At 58.4% G+C, this 23,575-nt stretch carries 20 protein-coding genes; 3 read left to right on the top strand and 17 right to left on the bottom strand.

Features of this window, described 5'->3' with window-relative positions:
• The first annotated feature begins 36 nt into the window (after positions 1-36).
• Complete coding sequence (locus H8695_RS00300; RefSeq protein WP_249298776.1) at positions 37-1,086, top strand: zinc-dependent alcohol dehydrogenase; 1,050 nt, start codon at positions 37-39, stop codon at positions 1,084-1,086.
• A 95-nt stretch (positions 1,087-1,181) separates the two neighbouring features.
• On the opposite strand, the gene H8695_RS00295 is transcribed toward H8695_RS00300, so the two are convergent.
• The 17 genes from H8695_RS00295 to H8695_RS00215 form a co-directional block, all read right to left on the bottom strand.
• Positions 1,182-2,465, bottom strand: coding sequence for a nickel-dependent putative hexonate epimerase (locus tag H8695_RS00295; RefSeq protein WP_249298775.1), 1,284 nt, complete (start codon positions 2,463-2,465; stop codon positions 1,182-1,184).
• 16 nt (positions 2,466-2,481) lie between these two features.
• Complete coding sequence (gnd, locus tag H8695_RS00290; protein ID WP_249298774.1) at positions 2,482-3,939, bottom strand: decarboxylating NADP(+)-dependent phosphogluconate dehydrogenase; 1,458 nt, start codon at positions 3,937-3,939, stop codon at positions 2,482-2,484.
• 5 nt (positions 3,940-3,944) lie between these two features.
• Entirely contained in the window at positions 3,945-5,030 is a 1,086-nt protein-coding gene (locus H8695_RS00285; RefSeq protein WP_249298773.1) for a PfkB family carbohydrate kinase, read from the bottom strand.
• A 16-nt stretch (positions 5,031-5,046) separates the two neighbouring features.
• Entirely contained in the window at positions 5,047-6,516 is a 1,470-nt protein-coding gene (locus H8695_RS00280; protein WP_249298772.1) for a tagaturonate epimerase family protein, read from the bottom strand.
• 39 nt (positions 6,517-6,555) lie between these two features.
• Positions 6,556-7,494 (bottom strand): bifunctional 4-hydroxy-2-oxoglutarate aldolase/2-dehydro-3-deoxy-phosphogluconate aldolase, encoded by a 939-nt coding sequence (locus H8695_RS00275; RefSeq protein ID WP_283243533.1) that lies wholly within the window; start codon positions 7,492-7,494, stop codon positions 6,556-6,558.
• Positions 7,495-7,510: 16 nt separating this feature from the next.
• A complete protein-coding gene (locus H8695_RS00270) occupies positions 7,511-8,437 on the bottom strand; it encodes a phosphoglycerate dehydrogenase (protein WP_249298770.1) in 927 nt (308 codons plus the stop codon).
• Between the two features lie 16 nt (positions 8,438-8,453).
• Positions 8,454-9,878: a gluconokinase gene (locus H8695_RS00265; protein WP_249298768.1), complete on the bottom strand. Its 1,425-nt coding sequence runs from the start codon at positions 9,876-9,878 to the stop codon at positions 8,454-8,456.
• A gap of 11 nt (positions 9,879-9,889) precedes the next feature.
• Positions 9,890-11,500 carry a mannitol dehydrogenase family protein gene (locus H8695_RS00260; RefSeq protein WP_249298767.1) on the bottom strand — a complete coding sequence of 537 codons (1,611 nt, stop codon included), beginning with the start codon at positions 11,498-11,500 and terminating at the stop codon, positions 9,890-9,892.
• A gap of 66 nt (positions 11,501-11,566) precedes the next feature.
• Positions 11,567-12,976 carry a glucuronate isomerase gene (uxaC, locus tag H8695_RS00255; RefSeq protein WP_249298765.1) on the bottom strand — a complete coding sequence of 470 codons (1,410 nt, stop codon included), beginning with the start codon at positions 12,974-12,976 and terminating at the stop codon, positions 11,567-11,569.
• A gap of 338 nt (positions 12,977-13,314) precedes the next feature.
• Entirely contained in the window at positions 13,315-14,277 is a 963-nt protein-coding gene (gene pfkA / locus H8695_RS00250; RefSeq protein ID WP_249298764.1) for a 6-phosphofructokinase, read from the bottom strand.
• 60 nt (positions 14,278-14,337) lie between these two features.
• Positions 14,338-17,880, bottom strand: a complete 3,543-nt coding sequence (locus tag H8695_RS00245) for a DNA polymerase III subunit alpha (RefSeq protein WP_249298761.1) — start codon at positions 17,878-17,880, stop codon at positions 14,338-14,340.
• Entirely contained in the window at positions 17,877-18,806 is a 930-nt protein-coding gene (gene whiA, locus H8695_RS00240) for a DNA-binding protein WhiA (RefSeq protein WP_249298760.1), read from the bottom strand. Before whiA ends, H8695_RS00245 begins: the two co-directional genes overlap by 4 nt.
• An 18-nt stretch (positions 18,807-18,824) precedes the next feature.
• Entirely contained in the window at positions 18,825-19,685 is an 861-nt protein-coding gene (rapZ, locus tag H8695_RS00235) for an RNase adapter RapZ (protein ID WP_249298758.1), read from the bottom strand.
• Positions 19,686-19,698: 13 nt separating this feature from the next.
• A complete protein-coding gene (murB, locus tag H8695_RS00230; protein WP_249298756.1) occupies positions 19,699-20,613 on the bottom strand; it encodes a UDP-N-acetylmuramate dehydrogenase in 915 nt (304 codons plus the stop codon).
• Positions 20,614-20,687: 74 nt separating this feature from the next.
• Positions 20,688-21,419 carry a phosphatase gene (locus tag H8695_RS00225; protein WP_249298755.1) on the bottom strand — a complete coding sequence of 244 codons (732 nt, stop codon included), beginning with the start codon at positions 21,417-21,419 and terminating at the stop codon, positions 20,688-20,690.
• A complete protein-coding gene (gene hprK, locus H8695_RS00220; protein WP_249298753.1) occupies positions 21,419-22,372 on the bottom strand; it encodes an HPr(Ser) kinase/phosphatase in 954 nt (317 codons plus the stop codon). The genes H8695_RS00225 and hprK overlap by 1 nt, the downstream gene beginning before the upstream one ends.
• Positions 22,373-22,504: 132 nt before the next feature.
• A complete protein-coding gene (locus tag H8695_RS00215; RefSeq protein ID WP_249298752.1) occupies positions 22,505-22,729 on the bottom strand; it encodes a helix-turn-helix domain-containing protein in 225 nt (74 codons plus the stop codon).
• A 164-nt stretch (positions 22,730-22,893) separates the two neighbouring features.
• On the opposite strand from H8695_RS00215, the gene H8695_RS00210 reads away from it, so the two are divergent.
• Together H8695_RS00210 and rpmB are read left to right on the top strand one after the other, a co-directional pair.
• Entirely contained in the window at positions 22,894-23,166 is a 273-nt protein-coding gene (locus tag H8695_RS00210; protein WP_249298750.1) for an AbrB/MazE/SpoVT family DNA-binding domain-containing protein, read from the top strand.
• A 131-nt stretch (positions 23,167-23,297) separates the two neighbouring features.
• A complete protein-coding gene (rpmB, locus tag H8695_RS00205; RefSeq protein ID WP_249298748.1) occupies positions 23,298-23,486 on the top strand; it encodes a 50S ribosomal protein L28 in 189 nt (62 codons plus the stop codon).
• The last annotated feature ends 89 nt before the right edge of the window (positions 23,487-23,575 follow it).

Here is a 23,575-nt window from a genome sequence, read left to right as displayed (position 1 = left end):
CTGTCTGTTTAAAAAAATTTAGAAAGGGAGATCGAAATGAAAGATACTATGCGCGCCGCCGTAAAGCTGGATGAGAGAGAAGAGTTCTTTCTTCAGGATGTCCCCATGCCCAAGGTCGGCCCAAACGACGTATTGCTCAAAGTCACGGCGGCCGGTCTGTGCGGCACAGACGTCAACATTCGCAACAACACGTTTATGGGGCGTCACGGCCGGGTCAAGCCCCCTGTCATCCCCTGCCATGAGTTTGTCGGAAACGCCGTTGAGATCGGCTCGCAGGTGAGCAAGTTCAAAGTGGGCGACCGTCTGTTTACCACCTGCGCGGTCGGCTGCGGCGAGTGCCGCAACTGCATCTCTGGAAAAGCCGCCTGCCGCCACTGGATCCACTGGGGCATCGACGTTGACGGCGGCTTCGCCGAGTACGTCAGCGTGCATCAGAACGCGCTGATGAAAGTTCCGGATTTCATCCCCGACAAACACGCTGCCATCATGGAAATTGCCTCGGAAGCCGTCAAGGCCATCCGCACAAACCACATCCTCTCCGGCAGCAACATCGCCGTCTTCGGCCCCGGCTCTTTTGGGCTGTTTCTTCTTCAGACAATGAAGCTGACCTCGCCGGTCAATCTCATTATGGTCGGTCTGCCCGATGACACACAGCGCCTTGAAATTGCAAAACAGCTCGGAGCCACCCACATCATCGTCGACGGGCCGGAGGACCCCGTCGAAAAGATCATGGAAATCACAGACGGCGAGGGCGTTGATTTCGCCGTTGAGGCAACCGGTTATCCCGACGCGTTCACAAACGCCGTGGACTGTCTGGCCGGCAGCGGCGTCATGATTATGTGCGGCAGCGGATACGGCGGCAATGAAGTTCACTTCAAGCCCTGGAACTTCGTGCGCGATTCCAAGAGAATTCACACCGTTCAGGGATTCCGCGCCTCCGATTACCTGCAGATGCAGGATCTGTACAAGAGCGGGCTGCTCCAGTTTGACCCCATCATCTCCAAGGTCATGCCCCTGGAAGAGGTCAACGAGGCCTGCGAACTCGCCAAGGCAAAGAAAACCGTGAAAATTGTCTTGATCCCCTAACTCATTCATTCATATTCCTCCTGGATAACGAGAAGCGGAACTGCATCGCACAGCAGTTCCGCTTCTCGTTTGTTGTTTTGACAGCGACTCTTTCGTCACTGGAATTTTGACTTGTCTGCCCAGAGGCCCAGGGCGGGATTTGGAATGTAATAGAGTTCCTCCCCGTTTTCAAGATGGTTGCGCCCCGGTGTAAGACTTTTCGGGTTGTATCTTTCGGCCATCTCTTCATAGGGCGCGTAGCAGTACCCCACGCTTTCCACCTCCTGCCGGCTGAGGTGCCGGGTGCAGTAGGTGATACGAAATCTGCCGTCGGAACTGCCGTGTATCAGATGTGCCGCGGCCGACAGATTCGACTGCAAATCTGCATGTTGAGCATCCTTCAGCAGCCCGATGACATACTCGCGGCCCCGGTATCCGTACTTTCTTATGAGCCTGTCAATCTCCGGATCCTCCCCGAATTTTTCAACCCCGGGCGCAAGCACAACCAGCTCGCCTCCGTCGGCAATGGCCATTCTCGTTCGATACACCGCCTTATTGCCAAGCCAGGTGCTCTTAAACTCCTGCTCGTCGAGCAAAACCACTGCTTTTTTCAGCGGCTGCTCGACAAGCGTCATGTTTTTCTCCTGCGCCAGTTTTACCGCTTTTTCAAAGGGTCCCCGGTCGTCCCCGATGAAGAGACCGTGCATTTGAATCTCTCCCCCGGGCGCCGTTGTAACCGTCAAAACATATCGCAGCGGGAGCTTTGAGAGAAAGTTCTTCTCACAGTAATCGAAAATCCGGCGCACCGGAGAATGATCCCGACCCATGAGCTGCTCCAGGCCGTAAAACGCCCCTATCATATGGGAGGCGTTGATCATTGCGCTGCCGCCGACGCCGACCATCAGGTTTTTCGTGTAATTCGCCATTCCCACCACTTCGTGCGGCACCACCTGGCCGATGGAGAGGATCAGGTCGTAATCTTCCAGCAGCGCCCTATTGACCTGCGCCGGAATCTCGCCGCGGTATGTCCCCCGTGAGACCTCTTCCACAAACGGCGCGGGCACGACGCCGAGCTCAACAACGTCGTCGCGCCAATTGTGCACGCGAAAGCGCTCAAACGGGATGTCCCCATACATCTGCGCGCACTCCTGGCGCGTCATCGGCACATGGGTGCCAAGAGCCGGCATCAGATCCACATGGCAGCCGCGCGATGTGAGTATGTGATAATACAGATTGGCGATTTTGCCCGCATTGGAGTGGAGCCGTGTGAAGTCCGGCGGCAGCAAAAGCACTTTTTTAAGCGAGTCCGCCCTGTCTTCCAGCGACTTCACCAGCGCGTCTTTCAGCAGCGTCTCGTCAATCCCGGCGGCAGTATTTTCATAGAGATAGATGTTTTCCAAATCAGGTTCCCTCCCGTCAGATCGAATAAGTGGACGCCGAGGTCGTTCCGCCCTCACCCGTCCAGTTTGTGTGAAGAAATTCACCGCGCGGCCGGTCAAGCCGCTCGTATGTGTGCGCTCCGAAATAGTCGCGCTGTGCCTGCAGCAGATTCGCCGGAAGCCGCTCACACCGGTAGCCGTCATAGTAGTTGAGCGCCGCGCTCATCGCCGGCACCGGAATGCCCGCCAGCGCCGCGCCTGCGCAGACATTGCGCCAGCCTCTCTGCGCGTTCTCAAGCGCCCTTTTAAAATAGTCGTCCAACATGAGGTTGCTCAGGTCGGGGTTTTTGTCAAACGCCTTTTTGATCTCACCGAGAAACGCGCTTCGTATGATGCAGCCTCCGCGCCACATCAGCGCAATATCCCCATAGTTCAGCTTCCAGCCATACGTCTGCGCCGCCGACCTCATCAGGGAGTACCCCTGCGCATAAGAGACGATCTTCGACGCGTACAGAGCTGCGCGAATGTCCTCCAAAAAGGCCGCTCTGTCCCCCTGGAAGTTCCCGTGGGGACCGCTGAGAATTCTGCTTGCCTCAACGCGCTCCTGCTTGATTGCGCTCAAAAACCGGCTGAACACCGCCTCGGCAATCAGCGTCAGTGCGACGCCCTCGTCAAGCGCCGCCTCGCACGTCCACTTCCCGGTCCCCTTCTGGCCGGCGGCATCGAGAATCTTGTCGACGAGCGGCTCGCCATCGCTGTCTCGATAGGCGAAAATATCGCGGGTGATCTCGATCAGATAGCTGTCCAATTCGCTCTCATTCCAGGCTTTGAAAACCTCGTGCATCTCATCCGCGCCCATGCAGAGATAGTCGCGCATGAGGTGATATGCCTCGCAGATCAGCTGAATATCGCCGTACTCGATGCCGTTGTGTACCATTTTGACAAAGTGGCCCGCGCCGTTTTCCCCGACCCATTCACAGCAGGGGGAACCATCGTCCACTTTTGCACAGATCGACTGGAAAATGGGCCTGACGTGCTCCCAGGCCCCCTCGGAGCCGCCCGGCATCATCGAGGGGCCCTTGAGCGCCCCCTCTTCGCCGCCGGACACGCCCACGCCGACATAGAGCAGACCTCTGCTCTCCACATACTTCGTCCGGCGTATCGTATCGGGAAAGTGGCTGTTTCCGCCGTCGATGATAATATCCCCCTCATCCATCAGCGGAATCAGCGTGTCGATCATCCTGTCGACCGCCTCTCCCGCCTTGATCATCATCATGACCTTTCGCGGGCGCTTGAGCTGCGCGACAAGTTCCTCCAGGGAGTAGGCGCCGACGATGTTCTTGCCCTTCGCCCGGCCGTCGATAAACTTTGTCACCTTTCCCGTGCTGCGATTGTATACACTCACCGAGAATCCCCGGCTTTCCATGTTCATGGCAAGGTTCTCGCCCATAACGGCGAGCCCGATCAGCCCAATATCCGTCTTTTCCACAGTCATTTCTCCTATCGTTTTACTTTTGCATTGCCCTGATAAATGCTCCAGAGCTGCTCTTCGTCATCCGGTGTGGCGTAGTCGTCAAGCACAGTCACCGCCAGAGCCCCGCATGCCCAGCCAAACTGAAGCCACTTCTCGGGCTCCCACTGCCGGAGTATGCCATAGAGTAAGCCGCCCATAAAGCCGTCTCCGCCGCCGATGCGATCGAGCACTTCGATCTCCCGGAGCTGCTCCACATACCACTCGTTGTCAAAGAGCAGTATGGCGCCCCAGAGGTGGCGGTTGGCGCTGAGTTCCTCTCTCATGGTTGCCGTGAGCACACCCGCGTTTGGAAACTTTGCCCCCACTTTTTTCAGCATGCCCTTGACCGCTGCGATCCTGTGCTCCGTGCTGATCTCGTCCGGCGCGCCCTCTTCAAACAGCGGCTGGTAGCCGACCCTGTCGCCAATCAGCACGTCGGCGCCGGTCAAAATGTCGGAGAGCTGCGCGATCTCAAGAAATACCTCGCGAAGCTGCTCCTCTCTGCCCTCCCAGAAACTTGGGCGGTAATTGACGTCAAAGGAAATCAGCGTGCCGTATTTTTTCGCAGCGCGCGCAAGCTCCAGGCAACATTGGCTCGACTCGGGCGAAAGCGCACAGATCAGCCCCGAGAGATGCAGAATCTGGCACCCCTCTTTCCCAAAGATGCGCTCGATGTCAAAGTCCGAGGCACAGAGCGTTCTTCCCACTTCACCCGCGCGGTCGTTGAGCACGCGCGGTCCCCGCACACCGTAGCCGCTGTCCGCAATGTTGAACTGATGACGGTAGCCCCACGGCCCGCCCTGCTCCACCTGCGCGCCCTCAAATTCCAGACCGCGGCGGCGAAGCTCCGCTCTGATAAAGTCGGAAATCGCGCTGTCCTTTACAAATTTGGTCAGCACTTTTACCGGGAGTCCTAGGGAGGCGCCGATGTTTACAACATTGGTCTCAGCGCTTGTCGCCTGCATCTCAAAAAGTCTGCTCACCCGCACGGACTGACAGTTGACCGGCGTGATTCGCACCCCCATACTCGTCGGGGTAATCAGGGCATACTTTGCGTCCTGTCTCAATACCATCGCTGTAAACCTCTCCTTACTGTGTTTTTGTCAGCTGTTCCAAATGGGCGCCGATGTGCTCTTTGAGCAGCGTATCGCAGAACTCCCTTTCCCGGCGCCACAGGCTGTACAGGCGCTCGCGAAAGCGATATGAGCCGTCCGGGCTTTTCGCGCCGAGGATGTGGCCGTAGGTGATGTGTATCAACTGGCGGGCATCGCTGTTTGAAAAGAGCTTTGGCAGCTGCTCGTCCGACAGCGAGTCCAGCGGCGGGATTCTGCTCAGGTCTGTTGTGACATGGTAGAACTTTCTCGCCTCGTCAAAGGCGCTCTCGAGCGCGTAGGCGTGGATTTCCCGGTACAGCGCAGGGGCTTTCACCGCCACGGCTTTTATTGCCTCGAGCCAGCTTGTTCCCGCCGTCTTGATGTGGAAGCGGCCCTCTGTAACCCGCCCGACGATTTCAAAGATCCGAAACTTGTCCGACCCCGAGTGAACGCTGAGCTTGTAGCCGAACTGCTGCGCGATATCCGCATGAATGGTCAGCTCCCGTTCAAACTGCGCCGTATCGCCGATGTAGTCAATTCCCTTTTGAAATTCGCCGCAGAATCTCGGAGCAACCGTCGCGACTTTTATGCCGAGTCTCTGCAGTTCCCGTGCGATGAAGTAGTGGTGCAGCGGATGCGTGACGGTTGCCGTCTCGTCGATAGAGATTTCAAAATCAATGGGGCGGCTCGCGTTCACAATCGTCCGGCGGTACACCGTGTCGATAAACTTCAATGCGGCGTCATAGATCAAAACACCGCGGCAGAACGTGTCCTCATCGAAGAAAAGGCGCTCTCCCCCCAGCACAAACTCCCTGTTGAGATAGAGGCAATCCCGCTCCGGCTGCGGGCAAAACGCCTCTTTGACCTCCCCGGCGGACATCCCCTGCACCGTATTGTCTATGTATTCGCTGCAGTCAAGCGTAATCATCGAATATCCGCAGCGCAGTGCATACTCGATCTCCTCGAGAGTCTTCAGATGATCCCCGTCGGCTCCAAAGCCCTTTTTATAGCCCCGGCGGAACACCGCAAACGTCGCGCTGTCGAGCACGTCGTCGTAGGTTCTTCCGGTGAGCTTCAATTCACGCATGGACTGCTGCGCAAACACCGGCAGTACCGAGTACCCCTCTACGGCGGCTATGTGGCCGTCGGTTGCGATGCCAAGCCGGTCGCCCAGGCCCATTGTACACGCCGAATGCAGCAGGGCGCGCGGCGCGGTGTACGCAAAGACCTCCCGAAGCCGGACGGCATTGGAATGGCTGAGCTCGCAGAGCAGAAATCCGTCTTCTGATTTGCCGGCAAAGCCCATGTCGTCCCCGAATACGACCAGAGCATCTCTGCTGCCGCAGTCCGCCATGAAAACGACGGCGTTGTCAAATCTCGACACCGAGCCGGGATATACGCCGAACTCGTTTGCCTTTGAAACGGGAAAACCCTGCCGGGCAAATTCCAAAAGCGCTCTCTTCATCTTTGTCCCTCATTTCTGTTTTTTCCAGGCGGCGTTTGATCAGGCTGTGACAAATTGAATTTCCAGCCCGCAGAAACGCTCTTTCAGATAAAACGCAGATAAGCTGCCGTCTTCGGCCCGTTCTGTTCTGCTCTCGTCGATCTGCCGGCCCATGAGCGTGAAATATGCGAGCGCCCGCTCCAGCGACAGTGTGCTTATCACAATGCCCCGACCGGCTCCATCCTGCGCTTTCGGTACCCTTTCCAAGCGGCACTCGCACTCACCAAGGCTTCCTCCCAGCAGCTCCAAAAGAGAATCTTCCCTCTCATCCTGGGCCCCATCGCCGTGCAGGCGAACCGCCTCAACATGAAAGCCCAGCACTCTTCTCATCGCGCTGCGGCACATCTGCGTGATCGCATCGTACTTTTTTTCGCGCATCAGCTCTTCTTTGACCATCCACGAGCCGCCCACTGCAAAAACCTTGTCACAGGCGAGGTAAGCGGGCGCATTTTCTTCGCTGACGCCGCCTGTCGCCATGAACCGCGCCCCGGGATAGGGGCCGCACAGCGCCCGGATCATCGACAGGCCGCCGAGCTGTTCCGCCGGGAAGAACTTGAGATTGCAAAGACCCAGCTCCAGCGCTCTCTCAATGTCGCGCGGACTTGTGCACCCCGGCACGATCGGCGTGCCCCTCTCCATCGCATGGCGAACCACCTTTTCGTTGAACCCCGGTGAGACCAGAAACTTCGCACCGGCCTCTATTGCCTCATCCACCTGCTCGACGGTGGTCACCGTTCCCGCGCCCACCAGCATGCGCGGCACATTCTGCGAGATGATTTGAATGGCCTGCGCCGCAGCCTGCGTACGAAATGTCACCTCAATGCATCCGATTCCGCCTTCGAGCAGCGCATGCGCAAGCGGCTTTGCCTGCTCAACCTCGCTGATCTTGGCGACGGGAACGATCCCGCAGTCAGAAATTTTTCTCATTGTTTCGTCCATTTTGTTCCTCTTTTCTCTATCTGCTCAGATCTCTGAGAATGTTTTCAGCCGCCATCCTGCTCATTTGCTCTGCGGCGCCCCGTGTGGACGCACCGCAGTGTGAGCCCATGATGAGATTCGGCAGACTGTAGAGCTTCTCACAGTCCGGCGGCTCCTGTGCAAACGCGTCAATGCCCGCCGCAGACAGCGTTCCGTCATGGAGCGCCTGAATCAGAGCCGTCTCATCAACAAGGCCCCCGCGCGCTGTGTTGACCAAAACGGCGCCTTTTTTCATCATTTTGAAAGCCTCTTCGTCAATGAGGTTTTCGGTCTGCGGCGTCAGGGGGATATGTAAGCTGATAAAGTCGCTCTCGCGGTAAATCTCCTCCAGCTGCGCGCGGACAATGCCGTTCTCCTCCGCATAGGCCTCGTCCCAGAGAGCGTCGTATGCCAGCACAGTCATATCAAATCCCCTCGCCCGCCGGGCGACGCCCTTTCCAATCGCCCCCAGACCGATGATTCCAATGGTCTTGCCGTAGACGTCACCCGTGACGACTTTGCCCCAGTTTTTCCGGTGGCACATCTCATTGATCTGCGTCAGCTGGCGCGCACAGGCCAGGATTAGCGCAAAGGCATAATCCGCAACTGCATTGCTGTTCGCGCCCGCCGTGACAGAGACCGGTATGCCCCGCTCCCGCGCGAAAGCAAGATCAATGTTGTCAGTCCCCACGCCGTATTTTGCAATTGCCCTGAGCTTCCTCCCGGCGGAGATAATCTCCCGGTCCAGCGGATCCACGCCAATGATGACGCCGTCGGCGTCCTCAATCAGCTCCTGCATCTGCTCTCTCGTCAGAATGGAGCCGGCGGGGTTGCAAATCAACTCATATCCCGCCTCCATCAGCAGTCTTTTGGGCGTGTCGTCTGTCTTGGCAAAGGAGCGCGGCGTAATCAGTATCTTTCCCACGGTTGCCATCCCCTCTCTATTTAGTCAGGTCGTACCAGTGCAAATAGCGCTCGTACTGCCGCCGGTAGAACTCCGAGCGCTCCGGCCGGTGTGAAACGATTCTGCCCCCGTCCAGCTCCTCGGTAAATCGCGTCACATCCTCCCGCGCGCCGCAGGCATACGCCCCCAGAACGGCCGCTCCCAGAGACGAGGCATTGATGTTCTTGACGAGCACGATATCCTGCTCGAAGATGTCCGCGATCATCTGCGTCCATCCGGCGGAGTTCAGAATGCCGCCGGAGACAATGATCTTTTCCGGCTTTTGAAGCTCGCGGCACAGCGTTTCGTAGCACTGGTACAAATTGAACAGAATTCCCGCCTGCAGCGCGCGGTACATGGCGGCAAGCGAGTGATCGGAGCTCACTTCGACAAAGCCCCCCTGGCGGTCGTCGCGCCAGCCGGGGCACCGCTCGCCGAACACAAACGGCAAAAACACCGGCATCGACCGCACCGACTCGCCCTCGCGCTCGAGCTCTTCAAAGGAAAACCGGCCCTGCAAACAGCTCTCCCGAAACCAGTCGATGCAGTTGCAGGCATTGGACACCGCGGCGCCGCACAGCCAGTCGGTGACGCCGTAGTAGTTCCACAGCTCTCTTCCCGGCGGGATGACCGGCTTTTTCGCTGTCAGTCTCACCGCGCCGCTGGTTCCCACCGACAGCGTCATTCTTCCGGCGACCGCCGCGCCGTTTGCAATTTGATTCAAAGCGCCGTCCGGGTGGGCCGGCACAACGGGGATCCCACGGTGAAGTCCGAGGGTCTGCGCTCCTTTTTCGCTCAGTGGGAACGTCTGTCTGTATGTCACAAGACCGCCGAGCTGTCCTCTGTCCACTCCCGCGTACGCGAGGGCAAAGTCGTCATACTCCAGCGAGTGAATGTTCAGCAGGCCGGAACCGGAGGCGGTGCTGACAGACTCCGCATACTCACCCGTGAGCTGGAACAGGTTGTAGGCGCCCTGGCTTATCAGCTTCTTTCCCGTCAATTTCATGCCACTGTCGGCAAGGTAGCGAAGCGTATGCCTCATATAGGTGACATGGGGGTAGCAGCCCGTGCGGGTGTACAGCTTTTCGACAAGCGCCTCGTCCTTTCGCGCCTCGGCGCACTGCAGCGACGGCGCCATGTAATTCCACGAGTAGGTGTCGCGCGCGGACATATCGCTCTCGCAGACCGCCATGCTGTGAAACGTGCCGCAGAGCGCGATCGCGGCGATATCTCTCCCCTGTGCCAGCCTCCTGCCAAGGTGCGCGGTCAGGCGAAACACACCGTCGGTATCCGTGACACCCTGCGAGCGGATGAGCCCTTCCGAGGCGTAGGAGGCGTCCGCCGTTTCCAAAACGCCCTTTTCCGTGTCGAACAAAAGGGCCTTAGCCGAGCTTGTACTGGATTCAAGCGCAAGTACCAACATAGGCCCCTCCGCTATTCACTGACATGGCGATGCAGCGTTTCACGCACCGCACCGGGACCGGTGAGCATCTCGGCAAAATAGCTCTCCACTCTCTGCCCAAGCCCGGCGGCATACAGATCCACGCCGAAAATCCGGTCATTTGACAGAATAGGTCTGAGGGTTTGGCCGGCGCCGGTATCTCCCAATGCAACGCCGCTCAGATAGGGCAGCAGCTGCCCGAACATGGGGTCGTCGCTGCGCTCAAACGCGTTGCCCCGATCGTCCACGCCCATCAGATAGCGGCACCAGCCCGCAAACACCAGCGGAATCATCTTCAGATCATCCACAGCAAGTTCGTCCGACGCCAGATACGCCTTGATGGTCTCCCCAAACCGGATGGCCAGTTTCTGCGATGTGTCGGTGGCAATTCGCTGCGGGCTGTCCGGCATGAACACGTTTGGAAAGCGCTCGTGAATCACCGTATCCAGAAACGCGCGGGGATCGAGAATCCCCGGATCCACCACGACAGGTAGCCCCTCTTTGTACCCGATGATCTCCACCATTCTGCGCAGGTCTTCGTCTTTCATCTCATCCGATATCCGTGTAAAACCAAGCAGACAACCAAAGACGGCAAGTGCCGTGTGCAGCGGGTTCAGGCAGGTACAGACTTTCATCTTTTCCACCTGGTCAACCGTTTCGCGCTGTGTAAAGATGACGCCCGCCTTATCAAGCGGCGGTCTTCCGTTCGGGAACCAATCCTCCACGACGAGGTACTGCGTCTGTTCGGCATTGACAAATGGCGCGACAAAGCTCCCCATCTTCGTCTTGAGAGACTCTGTGTCCTCAAAGCCGTCCGCCTTGAGCATCTCGACCACTTTTGCGTCCGGCCGGGGCGTGATCTTGTCGATCATGCTCCAGGGAAAGCCCACCTTTTCGCGGTCTTCCACATAGCTGAGAAAACCTTTCTCGACCAATCCCTGCGACTCCCACTTTGACGCAAAATCCCGCAGCGCCTCGTACAGACGGGTGCCATTGTGGGAGCAGTTGTCCATACTCACAAGGGCGATCGCAGGTCCCCCGCACAGAAAGCGCTTATAGAGCAGCGCCGCCACCTTGCCCATATAGCTGTCCGCCCCGTCGGGCCCCCGGGCGAAGTCCTGCTCTGTGTTCTGAAAATAGCGGCCCTGCTGGTCTTTGAGATTGTATCCTTTCTCCGTAATCGTAAAGCTCACCATTTGCAGCGAGGGGCTCTGCATCACTTCCTCAAGCCGTGCCCAATCCGGCGTTTGCCGCTGCATGGCCAGCGACTCCGTGATGCTGCCGACCACGACCTTGTCAATGCTCCCCTCCGGCTTGAGCGTAACGCTCAAAGCCAGATTGTCAAAGGGCCTGTACGCCTTTTCAATGATCTCGCAGTCGTATCCCTCTCCCACGATGATCCCCGTATCCATCCAGCCGCGGTCCAGCAGCCGCTGGGCATCCGCGGCGAGAAACGCGCGAAAAATATTGCCGGCTCCCAAATGAAGCCATATGGGTCTCTCATGCGTACGCCGTATCACTTCTTCACGGTCATACTTTGGCAGCTGATACCCTCTGTCCTCCCACGGGGCCCTGTCCGCCAGTGCCTGTGTTGTCAACTTCAAGAAAAACGCCTCCCTCTCTGTTTTACCGACTTTGAACCCGCCGGCGCATCGAAAAACAACCGGAATTCAATCCGGTTGTCTCTGTTTGAGTCCAAAGTAATCCGCAGCGTTGTAGTAGCAGATATTCTCCGCCACTTTCCCCGCCAGTTCCATGTCCTGCGGAATCTCGCCGCAGTCCATCATCCGGCCGAGCATGTTGCAGAGAATGCGGCGGAAATACTCATGGCGCGGATAGGAAATGAGCGACCGGGAATCCGTGAGCATCCCCACGAAGTCTCCGAGGCAGCCCAGGTCCGCGAAGTCGCGAAGCTGGTTTTCCATGCCGCTTTTTGTGTCGTTGAACCACCACGCCGGCCCAATCTGGACATAGCCTCTGCGGCCTGCCCCGCCGAACGAGGTGCAGATGGTAAACAGCGCCCGATTTGCGTTGCCGTCGAGCGGAAAGACGATGGTCCTCGGCAGGCTGTCCTCCTGCTCAAGCCGGTCAAACAGGCGGGCCAGATCGCGTAAATCGCCCGTGTCGAGTATCGCGTCATAGCCGGTATCCGGGCCGAGCTCGTTGAACATGCGCGTGTTGATGTTTCGCATGCAGCCGACGTGAAGCTGCATGGCGACATTCTGCTGCCTGTAGAGTTTCGCGAGAAAGACCAGAAGCGCCGTCTGATAGGCACGGCTCTCCTGCTCGGTGATCTCCTCTCCCCGCATAGCCTTTTCAAACGCCCGTACTTTCAGCCGGTCACAGTCGGGGGCAAACACCAGTTTCTCGAGCGCGTGGTCGGAAACCCGGCAGCCGAGCGCGCAGAACGCTTTCAGCCGCCGCTCCAGCGCGCAGCAGAGCCCGTTGAAATCGCTGATTTCAACGTCCGCTGCGGCGGCGAGCCGGCTGACATACTCCCGGAATCCTTTCGCCTCAATGCGCAGCGCGCCGTCCGGCCGAAAAGAGGGAACCACCAGCGTCTGAAACTTCTCTCTCTGAAGCTGACTGTGGTACTCGAGCGAGTCGCACGGATCGTCCGTCGTGCAGATCATCTCAACATTGCTGTCCTGAATCATCTTTCTTGCGCTGAGGCCGCTTTGCAAAACCCGGTTGCAGCGATCGTACACTTCGTCGCAGTTGTGCGTGCTCAGCGGCTCATAAATTCCAAAATACCGGGAGAGCTCCATGTGAGACCAGTGGTAGAGCGGATTTCCAAGACAGTGCTCAAGGGTCTGCGCAAAGGCCCTGAATTTTTCTCTGGGGTCGGCGTCACCCGTTATGTACTGCTCCTCAATTCCGTGAAAACGCATGGCGCGCCATTTGTAATGATCGTGACCCAGCCACAGCTCGGTGATGCTTTCGTATGACTTGTCCTGTGCGATCTCCTGCGCGGACAGGTGGCAGTGAAAGTCGACGATCGGCAGTTTTTCAACCGACTTGAACAGCTGCTCTGCCGATGACCCGTCGAGCAAAAAATTCTCGTCCATAAATTTTTTCACAAATCATCACATCCTCATATTGGTAATCTTTCGAAGCCGCACTTCTGATTGAATGAAAAAACATCCGCGGCGACAGCGGCAATATCCATATTTATTGTATTGCCAGCGGCACTTTTCCCGCTATGTAAAAAGCGTGGGGAACATTGCATTTTATGGGTTTCATTCTGCTGTGAGCCGCAAAAAAAAGAAAACGCCCCGTTATCGTGTAACGGGGCGTTTTCTCATCGCCGAGCCGCGCGCTCGACGCGACTTCATATTTACAATAATTTGTCAAAAAAGCAAAGGGCCGCCGGTGACGGCAGCCCTCTGTGTCAGCAAAAACAGATGTTTCTCTCAAGTCAGATGGAAATCTCGTAGGCCATCTTGTAGAGTTCGACCGGGAATTCCTTGTGCATGGACAGAGCCTGCTGCACATCGAAATCCACAATCTTGCTATCCTTAAACGCAACGACGCGATTGCCAATGCCCTGCGAGAGCAGCTCCACCGCGTGGTAGCCCATGCGGCTTGCCATGACGCGGTCGTAGCCGGTCGGGCTGCCGCCGCGCTGAACGTGGCCGAGAACGGTGGAACGGGTGTTCATCTGGGTGCGCTCGGCGATGATCTCGGTGAGCTTGTCGGTGATTTCAAGGCCCTCGGCGACAATGATGATAAAGTGCTTTTTGCCGGTCTTGGAGATCTTCTCCATACGCTTTAACACGTCGTTTTCAATGTCATAGGGAACCTCGGGAACCAGGATCGCCGAGGCGCCGACCGCGATGCCGGCCTCGAGCGCGATGTAGCCCGCGCGGCGGCCCATGACCTCGACCACCGAGCAGCGGTCGTGGCTCTGCGCGGTGTCACGCAGGCGGTCCACCATCGCGATGACCGTGTTGATGGCCGTGTCAAAACCGATGGTATAGTCGCTGCAGCCGACATCGTTGTCAATGGTTCCGGGCAGACCCACGCACGGGATACCGCGCGCAGACAGATCGCTCGCACCGCGGAAAGAGCCGTCGCCGCCGATGACCACAACGCCCTCGATACCAAATTCCTTACAGGTCTGTATCGCTTTCTGCATGCCCTCCTCGGTCTTGAACTCTTCACTTCTTGCGGTGTAGAGCACAGTTCCGCCGCGGTGGATGATGTCCGACACGCTTCTGACATCCATCTCAAAAATATCGCCCGAAATCAGGCCGCTGTACCCCCTGCGGATACCCATGACACGGATGCCGCGGTTGATGGCGGCTCTTGTCACAGCTCTGACTGCGGCGTTCATGCCGGGAGAGTCTCCCCCGCTTGTCAAAATACCGATTGTTTTCATCAGGTCTACCCCCCAAAATTTAAATTCTTACGAACATGAAATATTCTATCCTAATTTACTTTATTTTACAATAACATTTTTTTCGCCGAGGATGCCCCGCAGCTCTGCCAAAACCGTCTTGTTGCAGTCGACCCACAGGCGGCGGTTCGCCACGGTGTACTTCGCCTCATCCTCAAAGTACACGTACAGCGGCATATTCCCGTCGAAAATACGAATGACTTTCATTGCCCTCTCGAGCAGCTCGCTGTCTCTCGACGGTACACGCAGATAGAGCTTTTGCACCGCGTCGGCGGGCTGCGCACTCTGTGTGCCGGGCGCGCGCTTTTTGTAGTTCTCATAGGAGAAGCGCTCTGCGAGCGTCAGAGACCCGCCCTGCTCAATCGGGACCGCCTCCATGAGAACGAGCTTTGCATCCTCCTCCTCGCGGGCTGAGATGCGCGCGCGCAGGGCGACGACAGCCTCCTCGTGCAGCACCATCTGAAACTTCTCAAGCACTTTTGGAAAGACGATCACCTCAATGGTACCGGTCATATCCTCCAGCTGCAAAAACGCCATGGTCGCGTCGCTCTTGGTGGTCTTGAGCCGAAAAGCGGCGATGATGCCGCCCACGGTGACAATCTGGTTGTCCTCGTAGAGGCGCTCGTTTCCCTCTTCAAAAGAGCTGGTGATGTCCCTCAGGCGAACGCCCTTGATGGCCGCGATCTGGGCCTCGTACTCGCTTAAGGGATGACCCGAGAGGTAGAGCCCGGTCGCCGCCTTTTCCAGCGCCAGCCGCTGCTTTGCGGGCAGCTCGGGAATATCCGGGTAGACCGGCTCGCCGCCGGCTGTCTGCTCCTCCCCGCCGCCAAAGAGGTCAAGCTGCCCCTCCACGTTCTTGCGGCGCGAGTCGGCAATCTCGTCCATGATCTTGTCGTAGGTCGCCAGCATCTGCGAGCGGCGCAGCCCGAGGCCGTCAAAGGCGCCGGCGCTGATCATGGTCTCGACCGCTTTCTTGTTGAGATCCTGCCCGGTCATACGCGAGAGAAAGTCGTAAAAGCTGCGAAACGGCCCGTTCTCTTCGCGCTCGCGCACAACGTTTGCAATCACATTGTAGCCGATGTTTTTGATGGCGACAAGCCCGAAGAGAATGTCCTGCCCGACGACGGTGAAGCCGGAGAGGCTTCTGTTGATGTCGGGCGGCAGCACGCGGATTCCCATCTTGATGCACTCGCCGATGTAGTCGGAGACCTTGTCGGAAAAGTCGAGCACCGACGTCAGAAGCGCCGCCATATACTGCTGCGGATAGTGGCACTTGAGGTAGGCCGTGCGGTAAGAGACCACCGCGTAGGCCGCCGCGTGGGACTTGTTGAACGCGTAGCTCGCAAAGGAACTCATCTCGTCAAAAATCTCGTTGGCGACCTTTTCGCTCACGCCGTTTCGCAGCGCGCCGACGCACTCAAAGCTGCCGTCCTCGCGCTGAATGCCGTGAATGAAGTTCTTGCGCTCCTGCTCCATGACGTCGAGCTTCTTTTTGCTCATGGCCCGGCGCACCAGGTCGGCCCGGCCATAAGAGTAGCCGCCGAGCTTGCGCACGATCTGCATGACCTGCTCCTGGTAGACGATGCAGCCGTAGGTGACGTCGAGAATATCCTTGAGAAGCGGGGTCTTGTATGTCACCCGCTCCGGGTGGTTCTTGTTTTCAATGTACTTTGGTATCGCATCCATCGGGCCCGGGCGAAACAGCGAAATGACGGCGATGATATCTTCAAAATTGCGCGGACGCATGCCGGTGAGCACGTTTCGCATCCCCCCCGACTCGAGCTGGAACACGCCGTTTGTCTGCCCCGAGGAGAGCATGTCGTAGACGGCCTCGTCGTCAAAGCCGACCTCCTCGATGGAGAAGCGGTCGTCCGGCGCGCGGTCGGCGTTTATCATGTCCTCAGCGAGCTGGATGATCGTCAGGTTGCGAAGCCCGAGAAAGTCCATCTTCAAAAGACCCAGTTCCTCGAGCGTCGTCATGGTGTACTGGGTCACGGCGAGCTCGTCACTCTTCTGCAGCGGCACATAGTCCGACAGCTCATTCTGCGTGATGACCACGCCCGCCGCATGGATGGAGGAGTGGCGCGGCATGCCCTCGAGCTTGCGCGCCATGTCGATCAGCTCGCGGATCCGCTCGTCATTTTGCACCATCTCGCGCAGCTGGGGCATGAGGTGAAGCGCCTTGTCAATGGTCATTTTCAGCTCCTGCGGCACGAGCTTTGCGACCGCGTCCACCTCGTTGTAGGGCAGATTCAGCACCCGCCCCACATCGCGGATGGCCGCCTTTGCCGCCATGGTGCCGAATGTCACAATCTGGGCGACATGGTCCTTGCCGTACTTGTGCACGACGTAGTCGATGACCTCCTGGCGGCGGTTGTAGCAGAAGTCGATGTCAATATCGGGCATGGAGACGCGCTCGGGGTTCAGAAAGCGCTCAAAGAGCAGCCCATAGCGGTCAGGGTCCACGTCGGTGATGCCGAGACTGTATGAGACGATGCTGCCGGCGGCGGAGCCCCGACCCGGGCCGACCGGAATACCCCGGTCACGCGCGAACTTGATGAAGTCCCACACGATGAGAAAATAGTCCACATAGCCCATCTGGCGGATGACCGACAGCTCGTACTGCATCTGCTCGAGCAGTCTGCCGTCGTCGTCCGGGTAGCGCCTGCGAAAGCCCTCCATGCAGAGGCTCTCGAGGTACTCATAGGGCTCACGCCCCTCGGGAACCTGGTAGCTCGGCAGGTGCAGCTCATGAAAGGTGAAGTCGACGTTGCACTGGGCGGCAATTTTCCTGGTGTTTTCAATCGCCTCGGGTACGTCGCGGAAGAGCTCGGCCATCTCATCGCCCGTCTTGAGATAGAACTCCTCTGTCTCAAAGGCCATGGGGTTCGGCTCGTCGATGGTCTTACCGGTCTGCACGCAGATGAGTACCCTCTGCGCCGCCGCGTCCTCCTTTTTGATGTAGTGGACGTCGTTCGTTGCCACCAGCGGCACGCCGATCTCCTTTGACATGCGCAAAAGCGCGTCCTTGACGACGAGCTGTTCGCGGATGCCGTGATCCTGTATCTCGAGATAGTAGTCCTCACCGAAGATGGCCTTGTACTCGAGCGCCATCTTCTTCGCGCCCTCGTAGTCGCCGCGCACAATCAGCCGCGGCACGTCGCCCGCAAGGCAGGCTGACAGCGCGATGATGCCCTCGTGGTGCTCGCGCAGCACGGAGAGATCGGTGCGCGGTTTGCTGTAAAAGCCCTCGGTAAAGGCGTCGGAGACGATCTTGATGAGATTCTGGTAGCCGCGGTAGTCCTTTGCGAGCAGCACCAGATGGCCGATGGCGCTCTCGGCGCGGTTCTGCTTGTTCAGGCGCGAGCCCTCGGCGGTGTACACCTCACAGCCGATGATCGGTTTGATGCCCGCCTTTTTGGCCGCCTTGTAGAAGTCGACCGCCGCATACATCACACCGTGGTCGGTGATGGCGAGTTCGGTCTGGCCGATCTCCTTTGCGCGCTCGACGAGCTCCCCGATGCGGCAGGCGCCGTCGAGCAGGCTGTATTCGGTATGTACGTGTAAATGGGTGAATTCTGTCATGGTGCCTCCTGGTCAGGCGAACAGTCGTTCGCCGCTCTGAGCAGCTTTTGCAGCCGGTGATTCATTCCCGATTTGCTCACGCCCGCCGCCGCGGCGAGCTCTGAAAGGGTCATATCGGGGTTCTGTTCGCGCAGCTCGGCGGCCTCAATGAGCTCCTGCGGCAGCGTCTCAAAGCGCCCTGCGCCGCGAAGACGGCCGATCGCCTCAAGCTGGGCCGCCGCCGCGCCCACAGCCTTGCCGAGGTTGGCGGTCTCGCAGTTGGTCACGCGGTTTGCGCGGTTTCGCAGATCCCGGTAGATTTTGACGTTCATGATGTCAAACGCCGCGTTCTGCGCGCCGATGAGGTTCAAAAAGTCCTCAATGCCCTCGCTCTCCTTGAGGTAGGCGACAAAGTTGCCGCGGCGCCGGGTGCTCCGCACGGCGATGCCATACTCGCCGAGCAGTGCGCAGAGCCCCTCGCCCACCCGGATGTGGGGGGTCGCAAGCTCGAGGTGGTAGCCCTTGCCCGGGTCGATGACTGCGCCCGCCGAGAGAAAGGCCCCGCGCAGAAACGAGCGCGCGCAGTTTTCGCAGGTGAAGAGCGCGCGGTTGATGGTGAGCGCAAGCTCGCCGGGAGCATGTCCGAAAAAGCCGGTGAGTGCGAGCGCGTCCTGCGGCGTCTCAGTCGCGGCGGTGTAGAAGCGATCCGATTTTGCCCCCTGCTTGCACTCGATGGCGAGCGGCACGCCGACAAGCTCCGCCGACAGCAGCGCCGCGCGGCCGACCACGTCCTTGTTCTCGGCCTGAAGCTTGACAAGTGCCGGGGAAAAGCTCATGGAAAAGAGCAGAAGACCGTAGAGCTCCGCCGTCTTGCAGCAGCGCGCCGCGGTCCCCTCAAGCGAGCATATTTCCGATTTGGTCCGTCGGGCGAACGATGTCTGTTTCAATCGCGGCCACCTCTGCTGTCAGTCTCTGTGAATGTCCCGGTGATTGATGATGGAGTGCTCAATGTTCGTGTTGATATACTTGTGCAGCGCCTCGGCGATTGCGACCGACCGGTGGCGGCCGCCCGTGCAGCCGATGGCGATGGTCAGCTGGGGCTTGCGCTCCTCGACATAGTGGGGAATCAGAAACGCGATCATGTCACAGAGCTTGTTCAAAAACTCCCTCGTCTGGGGAAAGCTGAACACATAGTCGTAAACCGGCGCCTCCAGCCCGGTGTGGGGCTTGAGATCGGCGATGTAGTAGGGGTTCGGCAGGCAGCGCACGTCAAACACCAGATCGGCGTCGGCCGGCAGCCCGTACTTGAAGCCAAAGGAGACCACATTGATGGTCATGGAATTTTTGCGGCCCTTGACAAACATGTCGATCAGGCGGTCGTTGAGCTCGCCCGGCGAGTAGTTTGTCGTGTCGATGACGACGTCGGCTTTCTCGCGGATGCTGCGCAGCAGCCCGCGCTCGTACTCGATGGCCTTGGTCACCGAGCCGCCGAAGCGCTCCGAGAGCGGGTGGCGGCGGCGTGTCTCCTTGTAGCGGTTGACCAGCACGCTGTCGGTCGCGTCAAAGAAGAGAATCTTGAAGCTCAGGCCGTTTTGCTTTAGCTCCTCGAGGGAGTCAAAAATCTTCGGAAACATCGCGGCGCCGCGCACATCGGTGACAATCGCGACCTTGTCGATCTCGCTGTCCTCCCCGCCGAAGATCTCCGCAAAGCGCGGAATCAGCGCGGGCGGCATGTTGTCGATGCAGTAGAAGCCGATGTCCTCGAGCGTCTTGATCGCGCGGCTCTTGCCCGCGCCGCTCATGCCCGTCACAATGAAAAATTCCATACACGTCCTCCCCTCAAAGGCGCCCGACCAGTCTGACCTCACACTCGAGCGCCACACCGTGGTCGCGCAGCACCGTCTGCTGAATGTGGGCGATCAGCCGGCGCACGTCGTCGCAGGTCGCCCCGCCGCGGTTGATGACGAAGCCCGCGTGTTTCTCGCTCACCTGCGCGCCGCCGATGCGGGTCCCTTTCAGACCGCTGAGCTCAATCAAGCGGCCCGCGAAGTGGCCCTCGGGCCGTTTGAACACCGAGCCGGCGCTCGGGTACTCGAGCGGCTGCTTGAGCACACGCTGGCGCTTGAATTCCTCCATGCGCGCGCGAATCTCGCCCGTGTCGCCGCCGAGCAGCTCCATGACAACCTCGGCGGCGATGTACTCCCCGCCGGAAAAGGCGCTGCTCCGGTAGCCGAAGCCGAGCTCCTCACCCGTGAGCGTGAGCTCCTCGCCTTCTCTGGTAAAACAGCGCACCGAGCGCACCACGTCGGCCATTTCACCGCCGTAGGCCCCGGCGTTCATGCAGACCGCGCCGCCGATGGTGCCGGGGATGCCGAACGAGAACTCGAGTCCCGACAGGCCCTGGCGCTGCGCGGTCGAGGCGACCGCAGTGAGCATGGCTCCGCACTCGGCGCGAAGCGTATTGTCACCCTGACGCGATATGCGCGTGAGATAGGTGTCGGTCTTGATGACCACGCCCTCGATTCCGCCGTCGCCGACGAGCAGATTGCTGCCGTTGCCGAGCAGGAAAAAAGGGACGCCGTGCCGCGCGCAGGCCGAGAGAATGTCCTGTAAGTCGACCGGAGTGTGCGGCACGGCCATCAGGTCGGCAGGCCCTCCGATTTTAAAGGTCGTGTGCCGGCTCATCGGCTCATCGAAGAGCAGATCCACGTTGTTGCTGTCGAGATCCCCTGCAAGCAATTTCAGCCTGTGCATGTCTTCCCCCTCGCGGCGCGGAATTTGGTGGCGAGCGCCGCCCATGATGCTATGTTACTCGAAAAAATCGCAAACTATTCGCCGGTGAAACGGATGCCCTTTTTCTTCGAGAGAAAGTCGAGAAGCACACGGGCGTTTCGGTTGATGATCTTCTCCTCGGGGAAGTCGAGCTCCTCGAGCACCTCGATGGAATTGCCGTAGACGCCCATCTCGGTGTAGAAGTGGGCGTCGGAGTTGACGGCGATGTAGGTGCCGTACTTTTTGCACAGCCGCGCGATCTCCTTGCAGTTCGCGGCGCTGCCGCGGCGAAACTCAAAGGAGTGGTTGTTGATCTCGACGATGGTGTCGTACTTTGCGCACTCGGCGATGACACGCTCGTAGTCGTATTTGAAATTCGGGTTGCCGCTGTGGCCGATGACGTCGATCAGCGGATTGTGTACGATGTTGAGATAGGCGTTGGTGTGATCCTCCATCGTGCCGGGGATGATGACCGACTCGTGCATGGAGGCGATGACCACATCGAGCTTTTTCAGAATGCGGTCCTCGAGGTCGACGTTGCCCTCAAAGTCGATTACATTTGCCTCGGCGCCCTTGAGAATCCAGACGCCGTCGACCATGTGGGGAATGGCGGACAGATTGAGAAAGTAGTAGAAGTGGGGCGCGCCGCCCATGGCCGGGCCGTGGTCGGTCATGCCGACGAGCTCGACGCCGATTTTCTTCGCCTGGGCGACATACTCGCCGATGGTGCAGTAGGCGTGGCGGCTCTCGATGGTGTGGGTGTGAATGTCGGTTTTGATCTCGTACATCAGTTCTCCTCTTCCTCTCTCTTCTGCTCCATCATGCTCTTGATCAGGCGGTCGTTGAGTTCCTTGGCCGCGTTGTAGCCCATTTTCTTCTGGCGGTTGTTCATGGCCGCCACCTCGATGACGAGTGCGAGATTTCTGCCCGGGCGCACGGGAATGGTCAGCACCGGCACCTCGATGCCGAGGATGTCGATCATCTCATTGTCCATGCCGAGGCGGTCGTAGGCCTTTTTCTCATTCCAGATTTCGAGCTGAATGACAAGGTCGATCTTCTCGCTGAGCTTGATCGCGCCCATGCCGAACAGGCGCCGCACATCGACCACGCCGATGCCGCGCAGCTCGATGAAGTGGCGGATGTTCTCGGGCGCGGTGCCGACCAGGCTCTTCGCCGAGACCCGCTTGATCTCGACCGCGTCGTCGGCGATGAGGCGGTGCCCCCTCTTGATGAGTTCCACCGCGGTCTCGCTCTTGCCGACGCCGCTCTCACCGAGCAGCAGCACGCCCTCGCCGAAGACCTCCACCAGCACGCCGTGGCGCGTGATGCGCGGTGCGAGATGCAGGTTTAAAAATGCGACGGCCGCCGAGATGAAAAACGAAGTCGAGTCCTTTGTGCGCAGAAGCGGCACGCCATATTTGACAGCCGCCTCGAGAAGCTCGGGCATGACGTCGAGCTCGCGCGCGATGATCACCGCCGGCACTTTCTTGGAAAAGAGCAGATCGGCGCTCTGTGTGATCTGATCGGAGGAGAGCCCCGAGAGAAAGCTCGTCTCAACGTTGCCGAGCACCTGCAGGCGCTCGTTGTCAAAATAGTCGAAAAACCCGACGAGCTGAAGCCCCGGGCGGTTGACGTCGGGGCTGTAGATGCGGTTTTTCTCGCCCCCCTCGGGCATGTGAATGGTCTCAAGGGAAAACTCCCTGATGAAATCCTCAAGCAGGACATTGTAGCGCTTTGCCATGTGGCACCCCCTGTTAGACAGTTTGTCTGCTGAGTTTATTCTAACACAAAAGGGCCGATTAAAGAATAGCGGCGCGGCTTTTTTTACAGGGACAAAACAAAAGAGAGACCATGATTTTTTCACGATCTCTCTCTAACGCTCCTCAAAGAGCTTGGAAACCGGCACTTCCAACGCCTCGGCAATTGCGAAAACCGTATCCAGACTGGTACCCGACCAGGCGATCTCCGTCTTGCTGATGCTCGAACGGTCAATTCTCGAGTGCTCGGCCAGATCCTCCTGCGTCCACCCCTTTTGTTTGCGAAAGTACGCAATGTTGAGGCCAAGCGTTCTGTATTTTGTTTTAAACCGCTCTTGCATAACAATACCCCTATGTCTTTCGTTGGTATTAGTCTATGGCAAAACCGGTCATTCATCCACTTCTTAAAAATGATAAAATTATCATCTATACGAAGCAATATATGCTTGTAAAGTCACTTTTGATCGTATAGAATAGTACATATCAGTTATATGGGGGGATTCTCTTGAAGAGTTGTCTGCGAAAGGTGGACGAGCTGGGACGGTTCGTTCTGCCGATCGATTTTCGGCGCAGCGCGGGTATTGAGAACGGCGCGATGGTGGCGATCACCGTCGACGAGGGGCGCATCACCGTGGAGCCGGCGGAGCGCTACTGTCAGGTCTGCCACAGGCGAATCGCCGATTCGGCGCAGAGTATAGCGCTCGATTGCGGCAAGGTCTGTATGAGCTGCGCGGCGGCGGTGAGCGAGCGGTATCTCACCGGGGCGCAGGGGCATTGAAAGCGGCTTTTTCCGCCCGCGCGGGGCGCAAGCTTTTCTGAAAAAGTACTTGCTTTTGGCGGGGATGTTTGTTAGAATATTAGTTGCACTAAAAAAGAAGCGGCAATTGTTGTCCGGGGAGGTGTACTGTTATGGCTAAATGCGACGTGTGCGGCAAGGGTGTCGTCTTCGGGATTAAGGTCTCCCACTCCCACAGAAGAAGCAATCGCACCTGGAAGCCCAATGTCAAACGAGTCAAAGCCGTTGTTGCAGGCTCGCCGAAATATATCTACGCTTGCACCAGATGCCTTCGTTCGGGCAAGGTGACTCGCGCCGTATAATCGGAAAAGGCAACGTAAGCCTCTCCTGTCGGAGAGGCTTATTTTATTTTCAAATGATACCTGGCCCATCTCAAAACAAAAGCCCCCGC

The organism is Feifania hominis, assembly GCF_014384765.1.
Classification (GTDB): domain Bacteria; phylum Bacillota; class Clostridia; order Oscillospirales; family Feifaniaceae; genus Feifania; species Feifania hominis.
Note: the sequence above shows the minus strand (reverse complement) of the source record. Positions and strands in the feature narration are given on the sequence as shown.